The 20,858-nt window shown below is 64.2% G+C and carries 17 protein-coding genes, 1 tRNA gene and 1 pseudogene; 12 read left to right on the top strand and 7 right to left on the bottom strand.

The annotated features are described in order from the left end of the window. Positions 1–97 precede the first annotated feature (97 nt). The gene (locus BRAD3257_RS23325) at positions 98–706 is read left to right on the top strand and encodes a TetR/AcrR family transcriptional regulator (protein ID WP_122403772.1); all 609 of its coding nucleotides are present in this window, start codon (positions 98–100) and stop codon (positions 704–706) included. Between the two features lie 58 nt (positions 707–764). Further along, positions 765–1,665, top strand: a pseudogene (locus tag BRAD3257_RS23320) (ribonuclease Z). Positions 1,666–1,680: 15 nt separating this feature from the next. Here the strand turns inward: BRAD3257_RS23320 and BRAD3257_RS23315 are convergent. Next, positions 1,681–2,514 (bottom strand): IclR family transcriptional regulator, encoded by an 834-nt coding sequence (locus BRAD3257_RS23315; protein ID WP_122403771.1) that lies wholly within the window; start codon positions 2,512–2,514, stop codon positions 1,681–1,683. Positions 2,515–2,633: 119 nt separating this feature from the next. Between BRAD3257_RS23315 and BRAD3257_RS23310 the strand changes: the two genes are divergently transcribed. From BRAD3257_RS23310 to BRAD3257_RS23285, 6 genes are read left to right on the top strand one after another with little or no spacing between them, the layout of a single operon-like run. Then, positions 2,634–3,557 carry a dihydrodipicolinate synthase family protein gene (locus BRAD3257_RS23310; protein ID WP_162500325.1) on the top strand — a complete coding sequence of 308 codons (924 nt, stop codon included), beginning with the start codon at positions 2,634–2,636 and terminating at the stop codon, positions 3,555–3,557. 27 nt (positions 3,558–3,584) lie between these two features. Further along, positions 3,585–5,024 (top strand): FAD-binding oxidoreductase, encoded by a 1,440-nt coding sequence (locus tag BRAD3257_RS23305; protein WP_122403769.1) that lies wholly within the window; start codon positions 3,585–3,587, stop codon positions 5,022–5,024. Between the two features lie 2 nt (positions 5,025–5,026). Further along, the gene (locus BRAD3257_RS23300) at positions 5,027–6,133 is read left to right on the top strand and encodes a four-carbon acid sugar kinase family protein (RefSeq protein WP_122403768.1); all 1,107 of its coding nucleotides are present in this window, start codon (positions 5,027–5,029) and stop codon (positions 6,131–6,133) included. Then, a complete protein-coding gene (pdxA, locus tag BRAD3257_RS23295) occupies positions 6,130–7,167 on the top strand; it encodes a 4-hydroxythreonine-4-phosphate dehydrogenase PdxA (protein ID WP_122403767.1) in 1,038 nt (345 codons plus the stop codon). Before BRAD3257_RS23300 ends, pdxA begins: the two co-directional genes overlap by 4 nt. 13 nt (positions 7,168–7,180) lie before the next feature. Next, complete coding sequence (locus BRAD3257_RS23290) at positions 7,181–8,311, top strand: iron-containing alcohol dehydrogenase (protein WP_244607673.1); 1,131 nt, start codon at positions 7,181–7,183, stop codon at positions 8,309–8,311. Between the two features lie 56 nt (positions 8,312–8,367). Then, positions 8,368–9,339 (top strand): Bug family tripartite tricarboxylate transporter substrate binding protein, encoded by a 972-nt coding sequence (locus BRAD3257_RS23285; protein WP_162500324.1) that lies wholly within the window; start codon positions 8,368–8,370, stop codon positions 9,337–9,339. Between the two features lie 92 nt (positions 9,340–9,431). On the opposite strand, the gene BRAD3257_RS23280 is transcribed toward BRAD3257_RS23285, so the two are convergent. The 3 genes from BRAD3257_RS23280 to BRAD3257_RS23270 all read right to left on the bottom strand — a co-directional run bounded on the left by BRAD3257_RS23280 (position 9,432) and on the right by BRAD3257_RS23270 (position 13,416). Continuing rightward, the gene (locus BRAD3257_RS23280) at positions 9,432–10,412 is read right to left on the bottom strand and encodes a G1 family glutamic endopeptidase (protein ID WP_122403764.1); all 981 of its coding nucleotides are present in this window, start codon (positions 10,410–10,412) and stop codon (positions 9,432–9,434) included. Further along, positions 10,399–11,232, bottom strand: a complete 834-nt coding sequence (locus BRAD3257_RS23275) for a phosphatase PAP2 family protein (protein WP_181956121.1) — start codon at positions 11,230–11,232, stop codon at positions 10,399–10,401. The genes BRAD3257_RS23280 and BRAD3257_RS23275 overlap by 14 nt, the downstream gene beginning before the upstream one ends. A 132-nt stretch (positions 11,233–11,364) precedes the next feature. After that, a complete protein-coding gene (locus BRAD3257_RS23270; RefSeq protein ID WP_160118833.1) occupies positions 11,365–13,416 on the bottom strand; it encodes a BTAD domain-containing putative transcriptional regulator in 2,052 nt (683 codons plus the stop codon). Positions 13,417–13,971: 555 nt separating this feature from the next. On the opposite strand from BRAD3257_RS23270, the gene BRAD3257_RS23265 reads away from it, so the two are divergent. The 3 genes from BRAD3257_RS23265 to BRAD3257_RS23250 all read left to right on the top strand — a co-directional run bounded on the left by BRAD3257_RS23265 (position 13,972) and on the right by BRAD3257_RS23250 (position 15,205). Then, complete coding sequence (locus tag BRAD3257_RS23265) at positions 13,972–14,292, top strand: hypothetical protein (RefSeq protein ID WP_122403761.1); 321 nt, start codon at positions 13,972–13,974, stop codon at positions 14,290–14,292. Positions 14,293–14,602: 310 nt separating this feature from the next. Beyond that, a tRNA-Gln gene (locus BRAD3257_RS23255) sits at positions 14,603–14,676 on the top strand. A 166-nt stretch (positions 14,677–14,842) separates the two neighbouring features. Beyond that, complete coding sequence (locus tag BRAD3257_RS23250) at positions 14,843–15,205, top strand: DUF1428 domain-containing protein (RefSeq protein WP_122403759.1); 363 nt, start codon at positions 14,843–14,845, stop codon at positions 15,203–15,205. A 9-nt stretch (positions 15,206–15,214) separates the two neighbouring features. Here BRAD3257_RS23250 and BRAD3257_RS23245 read toward each other — a convergent pair whose 3' ends face one another. The 3 genes from BRAD3257_RS23245 to BRAD3257_RS23235 form a co-directional block, all read right to left on the bottom strand. After that, the gene (locus BRAD3257_RS23245) at positions 15,215–15,778 is read right to left on the bottom strand and encodes an invasion associated locus B family protein (protein ID WP_162500323.1); all 564 of its coding nucleotides are present in this window, start codon (positions 15,776–15,778) and stop codon (positions 15,215–15,217) included. A gap of 61 nt (positions 15,779–15,839) precedes the next feature. Next, the gene (locus BRAD3257_RS23240) at positions 15,840–18,983 is read right to left on the bottom strand and encodes a multidrug efflux RND transporter permease subunit (protein ID WP_122403758.1); all 3,144 of its coding nucleotides are present in this window, start codon (positions 18,981–18,983) and stop codon (positions 15,840–15,842) included. Further along, the gene (locus BRAD3257_RS23235) at positions 18,980–20,152 is read right to left on the bottom strand and encodes an efflux RND transporter periplasmic adaptor subunit (protein WP_162500322.1); all 1,173 of its coding nucleotides are present in this window, start codon (positions 20,150–20,152) and stop codon (positions 18,980–18,982) included. Before BRAD3257_RS23235 ends, BRAD3257_RS23240 begins: the two co-directional genes overlap by 4 nt. A 373-nt stretch (positions 20,153–20,525) precedes the next feature. Here BRAD3257_RS23235 and BRAD3257_RS23230 point away from each other — a divergent pair, with 373 nt between their 5' ends. Next, complete coding sequence (locus tag BRAD3257_RS23230) at positions 20,526–20,765, top strand: hypothetical protein (protein WP_028135749.1); 240 nt, start codon at positions 20,526–20,528, stop codon at positions 20,763–20,765. Positions 20,766–20,858: the final 93 nt, after the last annotated feature.

Raw genomic sequence — 20,858 nt, 5'->3', positions numbered from 1 at the left:
CAAGAATTGGAAGGCACTAGGAAAGTAGAATTAGAACAAATAGTTAGGATCCGGCGTTAAGCCTTAGGCAGAACCTGAATTCCGAGGAGGTAGGTACATGGGCATGGGACGCCCCCGCGAATTCGACGCCGAAATGGCGTTGGATCAGGCGATGGAAGTGTTTTGGCGCCATGGCTATGAGGGCGCGACGATCGCCCAGCTCACGGAGGCCATGGGTATCAATCCGCCCAGCCTCTATGCCTGCTTCGGCAACAAGGAAGGCTTGTTGAAGGCCGCGCTCGATCGGTACACCAAGCTGCGCGGCGCCTGGATGGACGAGGTGGTGGCAGCGCCGACCGCCCGCGCCGTCGCCGAGCGGATGCTGATGGGCATCGCCGAAAAACAGACCGATCCCGCCAATCCGCCGGGCTGCCTGCTGGTGCAAGGCGGCATCGCCTGCGGCACCGGCTCCGAGAACGTCCCCTTCGAGCTCGCCGCCCGCCGTGCCCAGAACGAGGACCAGCTTCGCGACCGTTTCGTCCGCGCAAAGGCGGAGGGCGATCTCAAGGAAAGCGCCGATCCCGCCGCGCTCGCGCGCTACGTCTCGGCGGTGTCGGTCGGCATGGGCGTGATGGCGTCTTCGGGCGCCGATCGCGAAGCGCTGCGGCAGGTCGCGAGCGTCGCCGTGCAGGCGGTCGAGGCGCAGTCGGCCGACAGGTCCGAATAGCCTCGCCGGACCTCATCTTGCGCGCCGCCTCGGCGCCTCTCTTGGATTTGCAGCGACCATGTTCGCGCTGACATTTCTCGGGACATCGGCGAGCGTTCCCTCAGCGGAGCGCAACCATCCGGCGCTCCTCGTGGAACCCGCAGGCAAGCGTGTCCTGATTGATTGCGGCGAGGGCACGCAGCGCCAGTTGCTGCGCAGCGGCGCCGGCTTTCGTCGGCTCGACCGCATCCTGCTGACGCACGCGCATCTCGATCACGTGCTCGGGATCCCCGGCCTGTTCTCGACGCTGGGCTTGCGGCAGACCTCCGACGCGATGACAATTCACGGCGGGCAGGAACGCTCGACATCGTCATCCGAATGCTCGCAGGCCTGTGGGGCGCGGGCAGGGCGCCGATCGCGGTCAAGTTCGCACCGCTGAGCGCGGGACGGGTCATCGATGCCGATGAATTCACCATTGACTGTTTTCCGGTCCGCCATCGCGACACCGACAGTTTTGGTTTCGTCTTCCAAAGCCCCGCGCGCCGTCATCTTCGGCCTGATCGCCTCGTAGCGCTGGGTGTCCCCGACTGTCCCTTGCGCGGCGAGTTGGCCGCGGGCCGACCGATCGTGCTTGCCAGCCGAACCATCGATCCGGAAGACGTGCTCGGCCCCCGAGCCGCGGAAGGAGGCTCGTCGTGATCGGCGACATCGAGACCACCGAGGGGCTGTCCCCATACGTAGCCGACGCCAACATGATGGTGATCGAGGCGACGTTCCTCGATCGCGACGCGCCGACCGCGCGGAATTACGGCCATCTCACAGCGGCGGAGGCCGCTTCCTTCGCGGCCGCGAATAATGTCGGCCAGCTCGTGCTGACCCATATGTCAGGGCGCTACGAAGACGAGGAGATCCTGGCGGAGGCGACAAGGATATTTCCGAACAGCCGGATCGCTGCCGACTTCGACCGTCTCGTGATCTAGGCGCCGCGACCGCGCTCAGCTCGACAATCCCGACTTGATCGCGAGATCCTGCGCCTGGCTCGTCACCTGCACCAGCCGCGGCAGCGCCTGATCGCGGAAGGCCGCCATGTCCATCCGCATCGCATCGACGGTGACGCTCAATCCGGCGATCACCAGACCTTGCGCGTCGAAGATCGGCGTTGCCAGCGTGCGCAGGCCATAGGCGTTCTCGCCGTCGGAGACGGCATGGCCTTTCTTCTTGACCTGATCGAGCCGGGCGAGCAGGGCATCGAGGTCGGTGAGCGTTCGCTCCGACAGCTTTAGGCGGGGGCGCAACTCGAGCCGCGCGATCTGCTCGTCGCGCGCCAGATGCGCCAGCATGACGTGGCCGAGCGCGGCGCTGTAGGCGGGGATGCGCGTGCCCGGCCGGCGATCCATCTTGTGGCGATCGAGGCCGGCACCGACGCGGGCAAGATAGACCACGTCGCCGCCGTCGAGGATGCCGAGCGAAGCCGCATCGCCCACCGCAGGCACGAGCTCGCGCAGCAGCGGCTCGACGATGGTCCGTAAGGATCCGTGCGACAGCACAGTGTAGCCGAGATCGAGGCAGGCGACGCCGAGGCGGAATCGGCGGCTCTGCGGAACCGCCTGGAGATATCCGAGCTCGATCAGGGTCTGGATCAGCCGGAACGCGGTTCCGCGATCGAGATCTGCCCGTGCGGCAATCTCACTCAGGGTGAGCTCGAAGGCCTCGCTGGTGAAACTCTTGAGCACGGCGAACGCCTTGCCGACGGAAGCGACGTAATTCTTTGGATTTTTCGGTGTGGATTCAGGTTTACGCTTTGCGGCCTTGTTCTCAGCCTTTGCCATCCTCGAATGCCCGCCATGACAGCTGCCCTTGACGCGGCGGCAGCTGGATCCTACCAACGGGATAGAGCATAACAAATGTTCGCATTCCGAACAATATCGATTTGGCGATCGGAGGAAGTTTGTCGACATCATCGCTGCACCCTCATGGCGTGTTCTCCGCCGCGTTGACGCCCCTCGACGCCGGGCTCGCCCCCGATCATGCGCGCTTCGTCGCGCATTGCCGTTACCTGCTGGACGAAGGCTGTGACGGCATCGCGCTGCTGGGCACCACCGGCGAAGCGAACTCCTTCTCCGCAGCCGAGCGCATTGCGCTGCTCGAGGCAGTGGTGGCCGCGGGCATCGCGCCGCAGCGGCTTCTGCCAGGCACCGGCGTCGCTGCGCTCACTGAGACCATTGCGCTGACGCGTCACGCGCTCTCGGTCGGGGTCGACACCGTGGTGATGCTGCCACCGTTCTACTACAAGGGCGTCAGCGACGACGGCATCTACGCGTCCTACAGCGAAGTCGTGCAGCGCATCGGCGATGCCAGGCTGAGGATCGTGCTCTACCACATCCCGCAGATGTCGGCGCAGCCGATCTCGCATGCGCTGATCGAGAGGCTGCGCAAGGCCTATCCGGCGATCTTCACCGGCATCAAGGATTCCTCCGGCGACTTCGCCAACATGACCGCGATGGTCGAGCGTTTCCCGGGTTTTTCGGTTCTCGTCGGGGCAGATCCACTGCTCTTGCCGCTGCTGCGCAAGGGCGGGGCAGGCTGCATCACCGCAACCTCCAATCTCGTCGCGCGCGACCTTGCCTACGTCTACAAGCATTTTCGCGACAGCGACGATGATGCGGGGCTCAAGGCGGCGCAGGAGCGCATCGTGAAGGCGCGCGAGCTGGTCTCGCGTTTCCCGCAGATGGCGTCGCTGAAGACGATCGTTGCCGAGCGCACCGGTCACGCCGGATGGCAGCGCCTGCGGCCGCCGCTGGAATCGCTGTCGCCGGTCCAAGTGAAAGAGCTGCTTGCGGATGCGGCGGCATTCGCCGCCGCCACCGTGTAGACTCGACCGAAGCGACGAGGCGAACCGATGTCCGATGCTTTCCAGGATGCGCTGGCCGGGCTCGCCGCGATCGTCGGCGACAAGCATGTCATCGCGTCCGGACCCGACCAGGAGCCCTATGTGGTGGACTGGCGCGGGCGCTATCACGGCCGTGCGGTCGCGGTGGTGAAGCCGGGCTCGACCGCCGAGGTCGCCGCCGTCGTGAAATTCTGCGCCGCAAGGCGGCTCGCCATCGTGCCGCAGGGCGGTAACACCGGCATGTGCGGGGCGGCGACGCCCGACGATCGCGCGGGCAATGTCGTGATCCGGCTCGACCGCATGCGGGCCGTGCGCGACGTCAGTCCGCTCGCAAACACCATCACGGTGGAGGCCGGCTGCATCCTCGCGGAGGTACAGAACGCGGCGCGGGACGTCGACCGCTACTTTCCCTTGAGCCTTGGCGCCGAGGGCTCCTGCCAGATCGGCGGCAACATCTCGACCAACGCCGGCGGCACCGCCGTGCTGCGTTACGGTCCGACGCGCGATCTCGTGCTCGGGCTGGAGGTCGTCTTGCCCGATGGCCGCGTCCTCAATGGCCTGCGCGCACTGCGCAAGGACAATACGGGCTATGCGCTCAAGCAGCTCTTCATCGGCGCGGAGGGCACGCTCGGCATCGTCACCGCGGCAGTGCTGAAGCTGTTCGCGCCCCCGCGCAGCTCGGCCCTGGCGCTGTTGAAGCTGCAAGGCGTGGAGCAGGCGCTCGAGATCATGCAGCGCCTGCGCGGCGCAGTCGGCGACCGGCTCGGCAGCCTCGAGATCATGTCGCGCTCGCAGGTCGAGGCGATCGCCGCGACGGTGCCGCATGTCACCATTCCCTTCGAGCTGACGACGCCGTGGTATCTGATCGTCGAGCTGACCGACACGCTCGCGGGCGTTGACCTCAATGAGCCGCTGGCCGCGGTCCTCGCGGATGCGATGGAAGCCGGGCTCGCTGACGACGCCATATTGGCTTCCAATCTGACCCAGGCGAAGGCGATCTGGTCTGTCAGGCACAGCGTGTCCGAAGGCAACAAGCGCAGCGGCTATGTCGTGTCGCACGACAGCGTGGTGCCGCTGGAGCGCCAGGCAGCCTTCGTCAACAATGTCGAAGCCCGCATCAAGGCGGCCGTCCCGCATGCGAAAGTCGTCATGCACGGCCATATCGGCGACGGCAACATCCACGTCGTGGCCCTGATCGATCGCGTGCATTGCCAGGATCCGGATACGACAGCGAGGCTCGTGGCGCACATCAACGAGATCGTCGACGACGAGACCGCGGCGCAGGATGGAGCGATCAGTGCCGAGCACGGCATCGGCATTACGAATCGCGGCAGGCTTGCGCGGGTCGCCGATCCTCTCGATATCGAGCTGATGCGCGACATCAAGCAATTGCTCGATCCGCATCGCCTGATGAATCCCGGCAAAATCTTCAGCATGGGCGTAGCCTGACGATGACGAGCGTCCGCCTGCTTGCTGACGATCTCACCGGTGCCCTCGACACCGCGGCGGAGTTCGTCGGCCTGTGCGGACCGTTTGACGTCACCTGGCCGGACGCACCTGCGACGTCCGGCTCCGGGAGTCTCGCGATCGACAGCGGTACCCGCGAGCGGTCGAAGGCCGAGAGCGTCGAGATCGTCGCGCGGCTGGCGCCGCAGCTCGAGGGGGCGACGATTGCCTACAAGAAGGTCGACAGCCTCCTGCGTGGCGCGTGGGCGGCCGAGCTCGGCGCCTGCCTACGCAGCGGCCACTGGGTATCCTGCGTGGTCGCGCCCGCGTTCGACTATCAGGGGCGCCGCACCGCGGGCGGCCAGCAATTCGCGCGCACGATGCAAGGCGAGTGGCACCGGGTCGGCGACAATTTGCTCGATCAGTTGAGGCAGGACGGCATCGAGGCGCGGCAGGGCAGCTCCGATACGCTGGCGCTGGGCGGCGTTCAGGTGTTCGATGCCGAGAGCGACATCGACCTCGATCGCGTCGTCGAGATGGCACGACGCATGCCGGGACCCGTACTGTGGTGCGGAAGCGGCGGATTGGCCGGCGCGCTTGCACGCAGCCACCGTGCCGATGCGCCGAGCCAATTGAAGTTGCCGGTGCTGGGGTTGTTCGGCTCCGACCAGCCCGCCACCGCCTCTCAGCTGGCTGCGTGTGGCGCGGCGACGATTGCGCTTGCGGAAGGCGAGGGCGCGGCGCGCGTCCGGCGCAAGCTGGGCGACGACCGCGTCGCGATGGTCAAATTCTCTCTCGCCGAAGGCTTGATGCGCACTGAAGCGGCGCGGCGGATCGCGCGCGAAATGGCGGCATTGATTGCGGCGCTCGACCCGCCCGGCACGCTGATTGTCGCCGGCGGTGAGACCCTGAAGGCCGCATGCGTTGCCCTTGGCGCGCATGCGCTCCAGGTGACAGGACGTATCGTTCCTGGATTGCCGCGCTCGATCCTGCAAGGCGGGCGCTGGGCCGGCGTCGACGTGATCTCGAAATCCGGCGCATTCGGTCCCAGCGGGCTGTGGCGTGACCTACTCCGGGACAATCATCTGCTCAGAATGGAGAGTCCGACATGACCTCTCGTCATCTTGCCATCACCATGGGCGATCCGGCCGGGATCGGGCCGGAGATCATCGTCAAGGCCTGCGTCGGGCTGAAGGAGCGGATCGCGAAGGGCGATCTGCGCCTGCTCATCATCGGCAGCGGCGCAGCGCTCGATGGTGCCAAGTCCGCGCTCGGCGCCGATGTCGCGATCCCGGAGGTGACGGCCGACGATCGCGAGTGGCCCGATCTCTGCTACCTCCAGGCCGACGTCGAGGGCGATCCGATCAAGCCGGGCGTGCTCAGCGCCGATGGCGGCCGCTTTGCCTACAAGGCGATCGAGCAGGGCGTGCGCTTGACGCAGGCCGGCCGGACCGCGGCCATCGTCACCGCGCCGCTCAACAAGGAGGCCCTCAACAAGGCCGGCTATCATTTCCCGGGCCATACCGAGATGCTGGCGCATCTCACCGGCGTGCGCGGCTCGGTTATGCTGCTCGCCCACGGCAACATGCGCGTCAGCCATGTCTCGACCCATGTTGCGCTCGAGGACGTGCCGAAACGGCTGACGCCGGAGCGGCTGCGCATGGTGATCGACCTCACCAATGACGCGTTGCGCCGGCTTGGCATTGCCAGGCCGAAGATCGCGATCGCCGCCCTCAATCCGCATGCCGGCGAGGGCGGTCTGTTCGGCCGGCAAGATATCGACGTATCGGCGCCGACGATCGCGAAGGCCGTGGCGGATGGCCTCGACGTCGTCGGTCCGGTGCCGGGCGATACCATTTTCGTCAAGCTGCGTGCCGGCCAGTTCGATGCCGCGGTCGCGATGTATCACGATCAGGGGCACATTCCCGTCAAGCTGCTCGGCTTCCAGGTCGACCCGGCGACCGGCCGCTGGCAGGAGCTCTCCGGCGTCAACATCACGCTCGGCTTGCCGATCATCCGCACCTCCGTCGATCACGGCACCGCCTTCGACATCGCCGGCAAGGGCATCGCCAACGAGCACAGCCTGATCGAGGCCATCGATTATGCCGAGCGGCTGGCCGCCGGCACCTCCGCAGCCAAATCATGAGATCGAACGCACGATGACCAACGCCTTCACGCCCATCGAAATCCAACGTCCCACCATCCTGGAGTTCGGAAACGGCACGATCACCGCTGCAGCGCGCTTCGCCGAGCGGATCGGCGCCAGGCGGCCGCTGGTGATCTCGGACCCGTTCAACGCGCGCCGTGTCGACACGCTGGCGCTGCCGGGGGCGGTGAAAGTGTTCGGCGACGTCAAGCCCGAGCCTGACCTGCCCAATCTCGAGAAGGCGGTGGCGATGGCGAAGGAGGTCAAGCCCGATCTCGTCGTCGGCTTCGGCGGCGGCAGCGCGATGGATCTCGCCAAGCTGGTCGCGGTGATGTGCACGAACGAGGTCGCATTCGCCGACATCGTCGGGCCCGAGAAGGTGGCCGGACGCAACGTGGCACTGATGCAGATCCCAACCACCTCGGGCACCGGCAGCGAGGCCGGCACCCGCGCGCTGGTCACCGATCCCGTCAGCCAGAACAAGCAGGCAGTGCAGAGCCGCTTCATGCTGGCCGACATCGCGATCGTCGATCCCGACCTGACGATGACCGTGCCGAAGCAAGTGACTGCGGCGACCGGCGTCGACGCCTTGGCGCATTGCGTCGAGGCCTACACCAGCCGCAAGGCGCATCCGACGATCGACCTCTATGCGCTCGAAGGCGCACGGCTGGTCGGACGCTATCTCAAGCGCGCGGTCACCGATGGCAGCGACCGCGAGGCGCGTGCCGGCCTGTCACTGGCCTCGCTCTATGGCGGCTATTGCCTCGGGCCGGTGAATACGACGGCGGGCCACGCCGTGGCCTATCCGCTCGGCACGCGCCATCACGTTGCGCACGGTCTCGCCTGCGCGGTGATCTTCCCGCACACGCTCGCTTTCAACATGCCGGCGGTGGACGAGAAGACAGTCGCCGTGCTGGGTGCACTGGGGCTGCCGGAACGCAATGATCCCGAGCTTGCATTCGATGCCAGCTATGAGTTCTGCAAGGACCTCGGCATCGAGATGCGACTGTCCGCGCTCGGCGTGCCCAGAAACGATCTCGGCGTGATGGCGGACGAGGCGCACGCCATTCGTCGCCTGCTCGACAACAATCCGCGCGATTTGAGCCGGGATGCGATCCTCAACATGTACGAGGTCGCGTTCTGACACGCCTGCTGCGCGCGGCGCCAATCAACAACACAATGAAAGTAGAGGAAACTTCGATGAGATCGATGTGGCTTGGTCTTGTGTCGGCAGTGCTGCTGACGACGTCGCCGGTGCAGGCGCAGGACGCCTATCCGTCCAAGCAGGTAACTGTGATCGTTCCCTTCGCCGCCGGCGGCACAGCGGATATCTTCGCGCGCATGGTCTCGAACCAATTGCAGACGAAATTCGGCAAGCCGTTCGTGGTCGAGAATGTGGGCGGCGCGGGCTCGATCCTTGGCGTCACGCGGCTGGCGAAGTCGGCGCCTGACGGCATCACGCTCGGCCTTGCCAGCACCTCCGCGCTCGCGATCAATCCGTCGCTCTACGGCCCGAAGCTGAGTTACCAGCCGGACAAGGATCTGGTGCCGGTCGCCCAGATCAGCGTCGTGCCCAACGTGCTCGTAGTGAACCCCAGCAAGATCAAGGCGCGCACCGTGCCGGAACTGATCGCATATCTGAAGGCGAACCCCGACAAGGTCTCGTTCGGCTCCGCCGGCGTCGGCACTTCGCAGCATCTGGCCGGCGAGCTGTTCCAGCAGATGACCGGCACCAAGATGGTGCACGTGCCCTACAAGGGGTCGAGCCAGATGCTGACGGACCTGCTCAGCGGCCAGATCGATCTCGCCTTCGACAATGTGCCGCTGCTGCTGCCGCAGGTGAAGACCGGCCAGCTCGCGATGCTGGCGACCGCAACCCCCAAGCGCGCCGACTTCGATCGCGAAGTCCCCGCGGTGGCCGAATTCCTGCCGGGCTTCGAGGCGGTGGCCTGGCACGGCTTCTTCGTCCCTGCGGGCACGCCGAAGCCGATCGTCGAGAAGCTCTCGGCCGAAATCCGCGCCTTCATGCAGCAGCCGGAGACGGTGCAGAAGATGGCCGAGCTTGGTGCCGCTGCGGTGGCGGTGGATTCGGAGCCCTTCGCAGCCTACATCGCCTCCGAGACGGTGCGCTGGAAGAAGGTGATCGAGGCGGCGAACATCAAGCTGGAGTAGGCGCACCGTTGCTGGTCTTTCGCCAGCTGAAACGGGCCGGATCACGACGCGGCCGCTTCTCCGCGGTCCGGCCCGAAATGCGCTTTGCTAGCTCACGCCATGGGATCCTGGAATGTACACGTGACGCCGATCGGGGCGCTCGCGTTCTCCTGCCGTAGTGCCGCGCGTGACACAATGACGGTTCGCTCGGGATTGGCGAAATTCTCGCGCATCTCGATCATGAGTGCGTTGTCGGCGAGCGTCATCATGCGTCCTGACCCGACCGCTCCGTCCGCAGCCCGCGCCACACAGTAGCTGAAATCCACGGAACCATAATCCGGAAGCGGAAACAGGTCGCCGCTGCCCGGGTCGGTCGGCCGCTCCATCACCCATTCCACCGATGATCCGAGCGGTTCGATCTCTCCGGGCGGCTGTCGGACGAGAAACGAGCGGAATTCGCCGGTGCTCTGGTTCTTGATGAAGTACAGAACGTCTCCGCTGACCTGCACCGCAAGACCCGCGAGGATCTCATCGCCGGTCTCGATCGGCAGGTTGTCGATCACCGTGATCGCTTGCGGCGTCATATCCTTTTCGTCCGAGTTGTGCCACCAGTCCCACCAGGCGAAGTGATTTGGCTTGCGGTTGGGCCAGTGGCCGGTGCCGATTTGAGGAAGGGACGTATTGGGTAACCTGCCGTTGCGGCCGTCGAGGCCCACCCACAACAACGATTTGGGGTCGTCGGAGTGCGTGTTCAGCGCCGGCGCGGACGGCTGACGCACGGCCGGCACCTTCCATCCGCCTGCTGCGAAAACGATCCGCTGCGGCCAGGGCGTGGAGACCAGCGCCCCCGACCAATTCAACATCGATTCAAGTGCTCCTCCGAGCGATGGGGGGTCGATGGTGCTGAACGTCGGTCGCTTCGCGGAAAAGCGCGGCGAAACGAGAGTTGTCCAAAATTTGAACAGCTCCGGCTCGGTGAGAACATCCGGCTTTTGCGGAATGCCGTAGAGATCGAGCTTGTCCGAGCTGGCCTCTAGAAGATTGAAGCCCTCCGGCACGACCTCGTACAAGCCGTAGCCATCACTCTTGCGCATCTTTCCCTCCTGCGAAGACACCGGTGTCCGCCCACTCGCGCCTGGCGTTGTCGACGAGCTCCCTGAACTTCGGCAGGTATGTCCGATCGAGGAGAATTTTGTCAGTGATCGCGGCTGCGAGTGTCACGCCTGCCACGGTATCCGAGCGATAGTGGAGGCCGGCGATTTCGCGATTGCGCGCCACTCTGTCGGCAAGGGCACCAAGCGTCTTTCCGATCGTGGTTCTCCCCGCGGCTCCCGGCGCGGGGTCTGGAACGCCGAGGGATGGCGGTACGACCTCCGTGAGCAGAGCCGCGAAGACGTGAGCCTGGGTAGCGTGACCGCTTGGGTAGGACGCATGCCCGCCGTGCTGGATCGGCGACATGAGGCCGGGCACGACCTGGGTTGGACGCGGACGATTGAAATGAGCCTTGTAGTGCATCGTGATCAATGCCGTGAGCGCGTCGGCGACGATCAGCATGCGCGATGTGGCCGGGTGCGTCGTCGCCGTCGCGGACACCAGATGCAGGAACTTGCTGATGAATTCGTCGGCCTCGGATACGATGTCGTCGAGGGCCGCAGCGCGCTCGTGAACTGCCATGTTTCTCAAGGCGCTGATATCGTCGTCAAGCGCCCCGGCCCAAGGGGTTGGCCCGGCGCCGAGCAGTGCAAATCCGCCGAGCCTGTCGAGCCAATCTGCCCGGCTGGCAAGATCGGACATCACGACCCAGGCGTACCAACGGGTCGACCACAGCCTCATGCCAAAGCCGCTGGGATCGAATCTGGCGCCGGCGATATCGCGCTCGCTTATGAACGGGCGATCGACGCGATCGGTGAACATGGCGCCGCCTGATCCGCCCGCGTTGCCGCCGTAGCCTCCATACCCGCCATACCCGCCGTAGCCTCCATAGCCGCCATATCCGCCGTAACCGCCATATCCCCCGTATCCGCCTGCCATGTGTGCCTCCTCTGTTTAGAATTCGTCGGTGCCGCTCGTGCCGTCTCCGTGTTGAAGTGCCGCCAGCCGTGAGAGCGCTGCTTCGACCCGCGTCAGGGTCGGCTTCGGCCACGGCGACGTCGTGATCCACCTCAGATCGATCTCGCCCGCCGTCATCAGGGGTTGGGCAAAAGTCTGCGCATCGTCGAGACGTCCGCTCTCCACGAGTGCGGCAACGAGGACGCGCAGGTTCACCTGGTTGCTGGGCAATTGCATCGCAACCCGCATCGCGTGTTCGATGGCAGATGTGAGATCCCGCTTGGCAAAATAGGCCTGAGCCGAGATCATCTCGGCGAACCATGCGTGCCGGTCTCTCGGGGACAGGCGCAGATTGACTGCCGCATCGCGGAGCGCATCTTCGTAGTTTTCGCAGCGGACATGCACCGCGGCCCGGTACGCGAATGCGAGCGCCAGGTTCGGCGTAAGCTCGATCGCGCGGTCAAGCTGGCTGAGGGCACCGACATGGTCGTGCTTGCACTGCGACAACGTGTAACCGCCGACGGCGTTGGCGAGCGGATCTGCCGAGTTGCGCTCCAGCGCTCTTTCGGCGAGGGCACGCGCGGTATCGCGCTCGTTCAATGCATTCGCGGACCATCCGCGCGCCACGCGCTGCATGTGCCAGATCGCGCTGTACGACAGCGGCGGAGCCCAATTGGGGCTGAGCATGTGCGCCCGCTCGAAGTTGGTTCGCGCCGTCACGAACGTCGTGTAATCCGGACTGAACATCTGATCGTAACCGACCAACGCCAGTTGATAGGCGTCGAGATCGTCTGGTCTCTTCTGCATAGCGCGATGAAGCTCCCGATCGCGGACTTGGGGCGCCAGCGAGCGGATGACCTCGACGGCGATGCGATCCTGCAAGTCGAAGACATCGGCTACAGTCCCGCTGAGACGATTGACGCGGACGACTTCGACCGTTTCGGCGGCAACGAGCTCGGTCGAGATCCGGATCTGATCGCCGGCGCGCTGAATGCTTCCATGAAGCAGGTACTGCGCATTGAGATCGCGGCCAATTGCACGCAGATCCGGCGTCTGCGATGCCGGGATCATCGTGGAGCCGCGGGAAATGACGAACAGCTCTTTCAATCCCGACAGAGCCTGGACGACACTGTCGACGACGCCGATCGTGAATTGAGGCTCCAGGGTGGGCGAGAGCGCGCGAAAGGGAAGGACGGCGACCGACGGCCGGCTGACGACGGATCCGGCCAGGGCGACAGCGGGTGCTGCTACGGCGGACGCAGCCGGCCGCACGACGGTTTCGGGCTGCTGCTGCCGCAGGCCGGCGATCAAGTCCTGCGTCAGTTTGTGCGGCTCGATGTCGTAAGCATCTTCGAGTTGGCGCCAGAGGCGCGCATAGATCGCGAGTGCCGCGCCAATGCTCCCGGTCGCGAGATGGCTCTTGATGAGAACACGAATGGCCCGCTCGTTTTCGGAATCCAGCCGGTGGATCGCCTTCGCAGCAGCTTCCGCGGTTGCCGCCACGACGGGGTCGGTCTCACTGGGCAGCAGCCTCGTCAGCGCGTCGATCAGCCGTTCGTGGATCAGGGGGCGCGTCTCTGCGAGCCATTCCGAGAATGCCGGATCGACGCCCTCCAGGTCGTCGAGGATATCGTCGGTCAGGCGTTCGCGCGTGAGCAGTAGTGGATGGACGATACCGCGCTCGGCATCCGAGATGATCTCGACCAGATCACACGTCACCCGCTCGATCTCGAGTGCCACGTGGATTTGGTCTGCATGGAAGTGCGGGCAACCGAGCGCCTTTAGCTCGCGCTGAATCTGGCTTAAGGATTGGCGCAGCGAACCCTTTGCGAGCGGGTCTTCCTTCTCGCTCCAGAGCAGCCCGACCAACTTGCTCCTGGGCAACTGGCGTGCGGAGGAGAGCATCATGTAGCCGAGAAGCGCTTGCGCCTTTCGGCCGAGCCCGACCTCGTGCCCGTCCACGGACGCCGAAAATGCTCCGATGATTTTAAGTGTCAGGTGGCGGGGCTCGTCTGCGCCAACCGCCTCGTTGCTGTTGACTCCCGACATCTCGTCCCATCCCCCGTCGATGATGTCGACGACGCTGTAGGAGGGCAGGTTCCGGGTGGCCAGACTTGGCAGAATGCAAACGATCGGTTCGCGCGGTCTGCGAAGCCAATGACAGGTGAGCTCAGGAATACAGCCCGCCGGATCTGATGCAATTCGGGAATGGTACATCTCGCGTCGTCGGATGGTCAAGGGTTGCGGAATGATCGAAATGCGACTTGCGGGCGGAATGAAAAAAGCTCGCTACTTCGAGCCGAGGAGCGTGAAATCAGCGTGAATCGGCGGCTCTTCGGCGGTATGCGGGGCAGTCGCCGCGCCGTCGACAACTCACGCGCGAACTCGATCTGACTTGTTCGCCTTGTCCGACATATCGTGCGCGGCGGCGGAAGGCCGGCAGGGAGAGATGACGGTATCGTGTACGGCAAGTCCCGCGCCCGTCGACGCGGCGCGTTGCGCGCACGCCGGATTCACGGCTGATTCACGGTCGACTTCGCTTCGCCGGTCTAAGCTTCGTTCGTGACCGAAGTGTCGCGCAACTTGGCAAGGGAGAGGCGTATCATGACTGTCCTGCTGAGAAACACCTTCAAAGCCTGGATCGATCGCGCGCCCGGCGCGCCGCCCAAGCTGATCATGACGGGAGACGTGCGGGTGCCGACCAACGGCTGGCAAGCCCGCCTGACAAAGCGCACGCCGCAGGGGATCAATCCGAAGATCCTGATCCTCGACGTGAATGCCCAGGAGCCGAGCGGGGAAGCTCTGCAGGAGATCACGACGATCCCGCTCCGCTACGAGGAAAGTCCGCCGCAGGACGAATACGGCCAGGTGATGATTGCGAACGGCAAGGGTGAGATCGTTGTCCACATCGGTCGCACGCATTGATGGCGTGCTCTGGTCGGAATGGTCGCATCCGATCCGGCCATTGCGCGCACGTCCCGTGCACGCCGAGATCACCGAGGTGAGCTTGCAGACGCGGTGCCGCGAACATGCGCTCCGCGCTTATTCCGAAAAGGAGCGCCAAGACGTTTCGCTCGGGCGTGAACGCAGCAAGAACAAGCAACGATGTTCACAGAAGGGCTGGACCGCGAAGATCAGCGCGGCTATATGAGCGGCCTGCGAGCCGCTGATTTGCAAAATTTTCAGCCAGCCTCGCAAGACTCCGAAGAAAGCTTAGCGATTTCAAGCGCTTCGGTGGGGAATGGTGTAACGGTAGCACAACAGACTCTGACTCTGTTTGTCTTGGTTCGAATCCAGGTTCCCCAGCCAGCTCCAGGCACTTTTCCAGGTATGGTTCCAAGCCCCTGCGCAGGATGCCAGGTTCATCGGCCGCCTCGCTGCTCGCGACGGTTTGCCTCACCTTACATTCGCATTTTCAGGTCGGATCGCAGCGCGCTGTATCGTCCTTGGGCCGTACAACCCAAGGAGATCCCTCATGCCCTATGTCGATGGTTTCGTTCTCGCCGTACCGAAGGACAAGATCGAGGCCTACAAGGCGCTGGCGACGACCGCCTGCGCGATCTGGATGGAGCACGGCGCACTCGATTATGTCGAATGCATCGGTGACGACGTTCCCTATGGAGAACTCACCTCGTTTCCGCGCGCGGTAATGGCGAAGGAGGACGAGGTCGTGGTGTTCTCCTGGATCGTGTACCGCGATCGCGAGAGCCGAGATGCCGTCAACAAGAAGGTGATGGCGGACCCGCGTCTGAAGATGGAGGGAATGCCGTTCGATGGCAAGCGCATGATCTATGGCGGCTTCACGACATTGCTTCGGGCGAGCGACATCGCAGCCTAAGGAAGCCCGTCACTTGATCTTGTCGTAAGCTGCTGCGAAATCGCCGAGCGGCATCGGGATCGCGATCGTCTCCTTGGCCATGTTCTGGAAGGAAACCTTCAGCTGCTTGCCCGACCGCAAGGCGGCGAGCAGGTCCGGCACCACCGGGGTCGAGGCGTAGCAGCCACGGTTCTCGCAAGTCTGGATCTGGAGATCGACGGTCTTGCCTTCGTCCACCTGGAGCTTGGCGCCGACGGGAAGATTGAGGCCGAGTGGCAATTGCAGTAGCGCGATCGGCGTTCGGGTGTCGGGCGTGATGCGGATGTTGATCAGGACGACGGTCTGGCCGGTCTTGGTCAGCACCGCGTTTTGCTCCATCGCGCATTCGAGCGCCGCATCGCGGCTCGCGCTGGTGCAGCGGACGATCCAGCCGGGCTGCCCGGAAGCGCTGTCGGCCTGTGCTTGCGTCGGGGCAGGCGCGGGTTGCGCGGCCGGAGGAGCGGCGTTCTTCTTGGCGCCCTGCTGGGCATGTGCGGCGCCCGCTGACAACAGGGCAGCAGCGGCAAGGGCGACAAGTCTGGATTGCATCGGCATGGCGAAACCACATTTGCGAACCGGGGTCTCGCTGTAGCGTCGCGGCAGTCGCGGCGCAAGTTTACTCGGCGGCTTCCTTGACGCTGCCGCGCTCGGGCGCTTCATCGCCTTCGCCACCCGAACGGCCCCAGGTGGAGAACCAGTTGTTCAGCTTATCGAGATAGAGGTAGACGACGGGTGTGGTGAACAGCGTCAGCGCCTGGCTGACGATCAGGCCGCCGACCATGGCATAGCCGAGCGGCTGGCGGATTTCGGCGCCGGTGCCGTGGCCGAGCATCAACGGTACGCCGCCGAGCAGCGCCGCCATCGTCGTCATCATGATCGGGCGGAAGCGCAGCAGGGCGGCCTGGCGGATCGATTCCTCCGGCGTCTTGTGCTCGTCGCGCTCGGCGGCGATCGCGAAATCGACCATCATGATGCCGTTCTTCTTCACGATGCCGATCAAGAGGATGATGCCGATCAGCGCGATCAGGCTGAAGTCGAAGCCGGCGGCCATCAGGATCGCGAGCGCGCCGACGCCGGCCGAGGGCAGCGTCGACAGAATCGTGATCGGATGGATGTAGCTCTCGTAGAGAATGCCGAGGATCAGATAAACCACGACGAGGGCGGCGAGGATCAAGAGCGGCACGGTGCCGAGCGACTGCTGGAACGCCTGCGCCGTGCCCTGGAAGCTCGAATTCAGCGTCGGTGGCGCACCGAGCTCGGCCATTGCCCGCTGCACGGCCTCCGTGGCCTGGCCGAGCGCCACGCCTTGCGCGAGATTGAAGCTGATCGTGATCGCCGGGAACTGGCCCTGGTGGCTGATCGAGAGCGGGCGGACCGGATCGGTGGTCCAGGTCGCGAAGGTCGACAACGGCACCTGATCGCCGGTCAGCGGCGATTTCAGATAGAGCTTGTTCAGGCTGTCGAGATTGCCTTGCATCTCCGGCAGGATCTCGAGGATCACCTTGTAGGTGTTGAGCTGGGTGAAATACTGCGTGACCTGCCGCTGTCCGAAGGCGTCATAGAGCGTGTCGTCGATCAGCTGCGGCTGGATGCCATAGCGCGAGGCGGTGTCGCGGTTGATCTTGAGTTGGACCGTGGTGCCCTCGGTCTGCTGGTCGGTGGCGACGTCGCGCAGCTCCGGCAGCGTCTGCATCTTGGCGAGGATTTTCGGCGCCCACTCGTTGAGCTCGGCGAGATCGGCATCCTGCAAGGTGAATTCGAACTGCGTGCGCGTCGGGCGGCCGCCGAGCCGGACGTCTTGGGCTGCCTGCATGTAGAGGCGGGCGCCCTCGACCTTGTCGAACTGTGGACGCAGGCGTGCGATGATCTGCTGTGCCGAGGCCTCGCGCTGGTCGCGAGGCTTTAGCGTGATGAACAGGGCGCCGTTGTTACCGGCGCGGCCGCTGCCGCCGATCGCCATGGCAACGCTGGCAACGTCGGGATCGGCCATGATGATCTTGCCGAGCTGCTCCTGGCGTCTCATCATCTCCTTGAACGAAATGTCCTGCGAGGCTTCGGATGTGGCCGTGATCAGGCCGACGTCCTGCTGCGGGAAGAAGCCCTTCGGGATCAGCACGAACAGGTAGATCGACAGTCCGAGCGTGGCGAAGAAGATTGCGAGCGTGGTGCGCCGCCAAGCCAGGGCGTGGTCGAGCACATATTCGTAGCCGCGCAGCATCGCGTCAAAGGCGCGCTCGCTCCATTGGTAGAAGCGGCCGTGGCGGACTTCGCCATGAGCGCGCAGGAAGCGCGAGGCCATCATCGGCGTCAGCGTCAGCGACACGAACATCGAGACGAAGATCGTCATGGCCAGCACGACGGCGAATTCGCGGAACAGGCGCCCGATGATGCCGCCCATCAGCAACAGGGGGATCAGCACCGCGATCAAAGAGATGCTGATCGAGAGGATGGTGAAGCCGATTTCCTTGGAGCCCCTGAACGCGGCCGCGAGCGGGGTTTCGCCTTCCTCGATGTAACGGGTGATGTTCTCGAGCATCACGATGGCGTCGTCGACGACGAAACCGACCGCGATGGTGAGCGCCATCAGCGACAGATTGTCGAGCGAATAGCCGGCCACCCACATCAAGGCGCACGCGCCCAGAAGCGCCAATGGCACCGTGACCGTGGGAATGACCGTCGCCCAGAAGCTGCGCAGGAAAATGAAGATGACCATGACCACGAGCGCGATGGTCAGCAGCAGCGTGAACTGGACGTCCTCGACTGCGGCGCGGATGGTCGTGGTCCGGTCGCTGATCAGCTCGACCTTGATCGCGGGCGGGATCGCTGCAACGAGGCGGGGCAGGGTCGCCTTGATCCGGTCCACGGTCTCGATGACGTTGGCGCCCGGCTGCTTGAAGATCACCAGGAACACGCCGCGCTTGCCATTGGCCCAGGCCGCCTGCTTGGCGTCTTCAGCGGCGCTGACCGCTTGGCCGATGTCGCGAATCCGCAACGGACCGCCGTTGCGATAAGCGATGATGACGTCGTTCCAGTCCTTCGAATGGGTGAGCTGGTCGTTGGCATAGATCGTGTAGGCGCGTTTTTCGCCGTCGATATTACCCTTGGGGCTGTCGACCGTGGTGATCGCGATCTGGCTGCGCACGTCTTCCAGCGACAGGCCCTTGGCGACGAGTTTCGCCGGGTCGACCTGGACGCGGATGGCGGGCTTCTGCTGGCCGCCGATGAAGACCTGGGCGACGCCCGAGAGCTGGCTGATCTGCTGAGCAAGCTGGGCGTCGACCGCGTCGCTGACGCTGGTCAGCGGCAGCGTCTCCGATGTCGCCGACAGCAGCAGGATCGGCGCGTCGGCGGGGTTGACCTTGCGGTAGGTCGGGGGCGAAGGCAGGTTTTTCGGCAACTGGCCGCTGGCAGCATTGATGGCGCCCTGCACGTCGTTCGCGGCGCCGTCGATGCTGCGGTTGAGGTCGAACTGGATGGTGATCGATGCCGTGCCCAGATAACTCGTCGAGGTCATCTGCGCGATGCCAGGAATCTGGGCGAATTGCCGCTCGAGCGGCTGCGCCACCGACGAGGCCATCGTTTCGGGGCTGCCGCCGGGCAGGTTGGCGGTGATCTGGATGGTCGGAAAGTCCACCTGCGGGAGGGGCGCAACCGGAAGCAGGGGATAGGCGACGAGACCGACGAAGAGAATGCCAGCCATCAGCAACGAGGTGCCGATGGGATAACGAATGAAAGGTGCCGAAATCCCGCCCCCAATCATTCCTGTCGTACCTTGTTCTGGGCTGGATCCGAGCTTGCCACCGCCGTCGACACAAGGCTGCCGGGCTGAACCTTGAACTGACCGCCAACGATCACCTGCTGGCCTGGGCTCAAGCCTTCCTCGATGACCGAGCGCCCGTCGATGCCATAGCTGACCTTGATCTTGTGCACCTCGGCCTTGTTGTCCTGATTGACGGTATAGGCGTAGAGTCCGTTGGTTGAATGCTGGACCGCGTCATCCGGAACCACGGTCGCATCCTTGAGCATTCGCACCAGGAGCCGGGTCGAGACCGATTGGCCCGGCCACAGCGTGTGGTCCTTGTTGTCGAACACCGCCTTGAGCCGGATCGTCCCACTGGTCGTGTCGACCTGATTGTTGATGACCGCGAGCTTGCCCTCGGCCAGCGTCTTCTTGCCGTCGGTCGTGAAGGCGATCACCTTGAGCGCGCCGGCTTTCTGGCCCTCGCTGATATAGGGGAGCTGGTCTTCCGGCGCCGTGAAGATCACCGAGATCGGCTCGACCTGCGAGATCGTGACGATGCCCGTCTGCGTCGAGGCGTTCACGATATTGCCGATGTCGACCTGGCGCAGGCCGGCGACACCGGTGATCGGCGCCTTGACCTGGGTGTAGTCGAGCTGGGTCTGGGCGTTGGCGATCGCGGCTTCGTCGGCGGCGATCTGGGCAGTGAGCTGGGCGACCGTGGAGCGCTGGGTATCCACCCGCTGTGCGGTCGCGAATTCGCCGAGCCTCATGGCGCGCTGAAGTTCGAGATTGGCGTTGGCTAGACTAGCCTCGTCCTGCGCCTTCTTGGCCTTCGCCTGGTCAAGCGCGGCCTGATAGGGACGTGGGTCGATCGAGACGAGGAGATCGCCCTGCTTGACGATCTGGCCTTCTCTAAATTCGAGCCTGTCGATCTGGCCATCCACACGGGTTCGGACTTGGACCGTATTGAAACCCTGAACCGTGCCCAGACCGGCGAGGTAGACCGGAAAGTCTGTTTTCTGGACCGGCGCAACGCTGACGGGGACGGCGGAGGGACGGGGCGGACCTTTTTGTGCGGTCTGGGTTTTGCCAGCCTGGGATGAGCCGAATTTCTGCCAACCATAATAGCCCGCGGAGGCCACGGCCGCGATAATCAGAAGCCAGAGGATCGGCCGGGACTTTTTCATGTCGTCTCGTGTCGGCTCGTGTGCCCTCAGCTACGAATAATAGGGCAACCGTAGAGTTCCATCGCGATGTATAATACACGCCAAGTTCCAGTGTAAACAGCACTATCGGTTGAGAATCCTAAACAATTGGAAAGCTTTGCACCCCGTGGGCAGTGGTCTGGCGCGGCCGTGTGCAGCACTGCATTTTCCCGGCACGACTGATCGGCGTGCCGGTCATTGCGCAACCCCAAAGACGGTGTGCTCATGTGAATGACGCCGCTCTGGCCGTGGTTCGGATCAACCACAAGAACGGTTCTAAATCGCGTGGAGACCGTTTCGGTTGTCAGGCATTTCGGCATCGTCCATATCGGCGCCGCCATAAATGGAGCGCAGGATGGACGAGCTGAACGGCAAGCTGATCGCATGTCAGATTCTGATCACGGGATTGATCGCGCGTGTCGCCAACGAGCAGCGCGATCCCTTGCGCTTCCTCACCGACTTTCGCGACGAGATCAAAGCCGTCGTGAACGGCATCAACATCGCCGGTATGGACAGTACCGATCGCGTGCGCGCCGTCGCGCAGAAGACCGTCGACGAATTGTTCTCGCTGATGAAGCCGCCGAGCAGCGACTGAATCCGAGAGCATCCCCGCCGATTTCGCGGCATTTGTCGCGTACGTTTTGGAATGAGTCCAATCTATCTTTAGAACCGTTTCAAGCTTCAGTTT

The organism is Bradyrhizobium vignae (assembly GCF_900324035.1).
In the GTDB taxonomy this organism is placed as follows: Bacteria; Pseudomonadota; Alphaproteobacteria; order Rhizobiales; family Xanthobacteraceae; genus Bradyrhizobium; species Bradyrhizobium vignae.
Note: the sequence above shows the minus strand (reverse complement) of the source record. Positions and strands in the feature narration are given on the sequence as shown.